General features: G+C 49.9%; 3 protein-coding genes and 1 pseudogene. All 4 read left to right on the forward strand.

Going from position 1 to position 3,478, the window contains the following annotated elements:
• Positions 1-150: 150 nt before the first annotated feature.
• A pseudogene (locus PN477_RS14980) lies at positions 151-504 on the forward strand (PD-(D/E)XK nuclease family transposase); the annotation flags it as partial.
• Positions 502-723 (forward strand): DUF4351 domain-containing protein, encoded by a 222-nt coding sequence (locus tag PN477_RS14985; RefSeq protein WP_272115504.1) that lies wholly within the window; start codon positions 502-504, stop codon positions 721-723. The pseudogene PN477_RS14980 and the gene PN477_RS14985, both read left to right, overlap by 3 nt.
• A gap of 87 nt (positions 724-810) precedes the next feature.
• Positions 811-1,956, forward strand: coding sequence for a class I SAM-dependent methyltransferase (locus PN477_RS14990; protein WP_272115500.1), 1,146 nt, complete (start codon positions 811-813; stop codon positions 1,954-1,956).
• Positions 1,957-2,455: 499 nt separating this feature from the next.
• Positions 2,456-3,073, forward strand: coding sequence for a PEP-CTERM sorting domain-containing protein (locus PN477_RS14995; RefSeq protein ID WP_272115502.1), 618 nt, complete (start codon positions 2,456-2,458; stop codon positions 3,071-3,073).
• The last annotated feature ends 405 nt before the right edge of the window (positions 3,074-3,478 follow it).

Here is a 3,478-nt window from a genome sequence, read left to right on the forward strand (position 1 = left end):
AAAATTAAGGACTCGCTGTCGCTCGATTTGTTTGTTGGTGCAAATTCATCTCGCCACTAAAAGGCACGTCCGCCGTTACCTTCGGTAACTCTACTCGGACTCGCTTTATAGTGGGAGTCTTCTTTGCACATTTAAGATAAATTAGCGGCTATTTATACCATTGGCATTCTCGATTTCATCTTTACCGAACATCAACAGGAGCCGGATTTTATTCATGTTGTCCAACTGAAAGATCAACAATGTCGCGTCTTCTACGAAAAGCTCCAATTTATCTATATTGAACTACCCAAGTTCACCAAACCCCTAGAGGAACTCGAAACGCCCCTAGAGCAGTAGCTGTTTGTGTTGCGGCATCTTTCAGATTTGAGCGATCGCCCCCAACTCCTTCAACAAGACCCCATTTTTAATCAACTTTTTGATGTGGCAGAATTTGCTAATCTTTCCCGCCCGGAACAGGATAGCTATGAAAATAGTTTGAAATATTATCGGGACTTAAATAATGTGATCGACACCGCCCGCGAAGAGGGACGTGAAGAGGGACGACAAGCGGGCCAAGTTGATTTAATTCTTCGTCTGCTCACTCGAAAATTAGGGGAAATTCCCGAACCGATTCAAGGGCAGATTTTGACCCTGAGTGGGGCAGAGTTTGCCGCGTTGGAGGATGCTGTTTTTGAGTTGCAGACCATTACAGATCTGGAGGCATGGCTGCGATCGCGCCCTTAAGATCGCACGCCTGACATGGGGGTGATGATTGCATCCCGTCCCGGTTAGGCGGCAGGATGATGAAGGTTAGCCCTATGGATGGAATTCATGACGACTGCGGATTTGTTGGCGGTGCTGTGCGATCGCTCTCCCCTCACCTTTGCCGATTATATGGATACGGTGCTGTATCATCCCGAATTTGGCTATTACAACACCGCCACCATTGGCCCAGAGGGGGATTTTTTCACAGCGGCCAGTTGCGATCGCGACTTTGGCGAACTCCTTGCCGTGCAGTTTTGCCAATGTTGGGACATTTTGCACCGCCCCGACCCCTTCACAATCCTGGAAATGGGAGCCGGTGAAGGCGATACCGCCTTGCATATCCTTGACGCGATCCAAGGCTCAGAGCCGGAATTTTACGCTCACTTGAATTATCAAATTGTGGAGCGATCGCCCCACAAACGCCAGAGCCAACAGGCCAAACTCGCCCCCCATCCCGTCACCTGGCAGACTTGGGACGATATCCCTGCCGATTCAATTCGGGGCTGTTGTTTTTCTAATGAACTGGTCGATGCGTTTCCCGTGCATCAAGTGGTGATCCAAGGGGGCCAATTGCAGGAAGTTTATGTCACCGTCACCCCGGACGGTCTGACGGAAACCGTTGGCCCACTCTCAACGCCGCAACTTCAGACCTATTTTGCAGATCTCGCGATTCCCCTACCGGGCCCCACCTATCCCGACGGCTACCGTACCGAGGTGAATCTCGCCGCCCTTGATTGGCTGCACACCGTTGGCCACAAACTGGATCAGGGTTATCTGTTCACCATTGACTACGGTTACAGCAGCGATCGCTACTATCACCCCCAACGTCACCAAGGCACACTCCAGGCCTACTATCAGCACCGCCACCACAACAACCCTTACGTCAACCTTGGCCGCCAAGACCTCACCGCCCATGTGAACTTCACCGCCCTTGAACAGTACGGAACTACTGCCGGACTGGATCGCCTTGGCTTTACCCCACAGGCGATGATGTTGATGGCGTTAGGATTAGGCGATCGCCTCACCGCCCTCTCCGATGGCAACTACACCCTTCCCCAGATTCTTCAACGGCGCAGCCATCTGCATCAACTGATCAATCCCACCGGCCTCGGCGGCTTTGGGGTCTTAATCCAACACCGAGGCTTAACCCCAACCCAACGCGAAACGCCTCTCCGTTGCCTTCAAGAACCAAGCTTTCCCGTTTCTCCGTAATTCCCAGGAAAACACAGGTAATTTTGAGCATCTAAACATCAAAATTACGTATAAACACGGATTGTGCGATCGCTTTAGGGAGCGATCGCCTGGAATCACAACAATTCGTGGGGCAAAAAATATGTATCCGTGTTTTTACGTAAAAAGTACCCACTTCAACCTTGTCCTCAACAAAAAGGCAGTATTATTACGTATTCAGTCAGTCTAGAAAATGGATTGAAATTCAATTTCAATGGTGCTGCAATGCCTTGTTGATCAAGGCTCACAACGCTCGACTTTTAGCAAAAACACCAGCCAAATAGACCATTCATTTAATACATTTCACCGTGGCAGTTTAAAAATCAATTGACCACTCTTCACAAAAAATCGACAGATCTTCATGGGAACTTTATTGAATCGCCTAGGCAATCAGGTTATTCTAAAGGAGCAGCGGGGGAAAAGTTAAAGACGCTGCCAAGCACAACAGAAAAACGCCTAGTTACTCGTGGGAAGGTACAAAATGAAACGCTTAATCTCTACTCTAGCTATTTCCGCCTTGGTTGGTACCGCAGCAATCGGAATGCTCGCAGACCAAGCCTCCGCTAGACCGAATAATACCCAACAAGCTCTCGCCGACTGCGCCTCTGGATCGGTGAGCACCGACATTTTCTCCTTCGCAACTTGTGCCGCCGAAGAAGGCAATGATACCGGCAACCAAGGTACTCTCCTCAGCAAGCTCGGCAGTGGTGACCTGTTCAGCGGCTTCGACACCAGCGGCATGGACTGGTCAGTCTTGGGTAAATCTGATGATGGTGGTAGCGTCAGTGCTGATGAAAGTGTCAGTGGTTCCTGGTCAGCACTTCTTGGTGATAGCTTCTACGGTAACGTGGTCGTCAGTGTGAAAACTGCCACCGGTTACTACGCTTACGCCTTTGAAGGTGTTGATGCTTCAAAACTGACGGATGGTTCTTTCGGCGGTCAGTTCGCCACAGCGAATGGTAAAGACTTGTCGCACATGACCATCGCGGTTGCTCAAACCGAAAAGCCCAGCACCGGCACGCCCGAACCCTTCTCGATGATTGGTGCAGGTTTGGCTGTGGGCATGGGAACCTGGTTGAAAAAGCGCAATAAAGCCTAGATTCACATCACTCTACGGCTAATTAACGCTAAAAGTTTCGCTTGGCAATGAGAATTAGGGATATTCCGCTTCAGGAATGTCCCTATTTTTTTGGGTGCATCCCACTTTTGCAGATTTCCATGGCTCGCCAGGGAGCACCCTCATCCCCAGCCCTTCTCCCGCAGGAGAAAGGAGCCAAAAGCCCTCTTCCTCAGGAGCTACTGCTTATACACAAACTGCTCTTAGCGATGTTCACCTTCTCTCGATCCCCCCTAGCCCCCCTTTTTAGAAGGTATCTGTAAAGAAAAGATTAAACAGTAAGGCGTTTGAGCATTAAAGAGGTCATGGCTTGATAGACGAAACACTCACTCATTTGGGGAAGGCGCTCATAGTCTTTACTTAAACGGCGATGCTTACCCAACCAAG

The sequence above is a fragment of the Spirulina subsalsa CS-330 genome (assembly GCF_028330765.1).
In the GTDB taxonomy this organism is placed as follows: domain Bacteria; phylum Cyanobacteriota; class Cyanobacteriia; order Cyanobacteriales; family Spirulinaceae; genus Spirulina; species Spirulina subsalsa_A.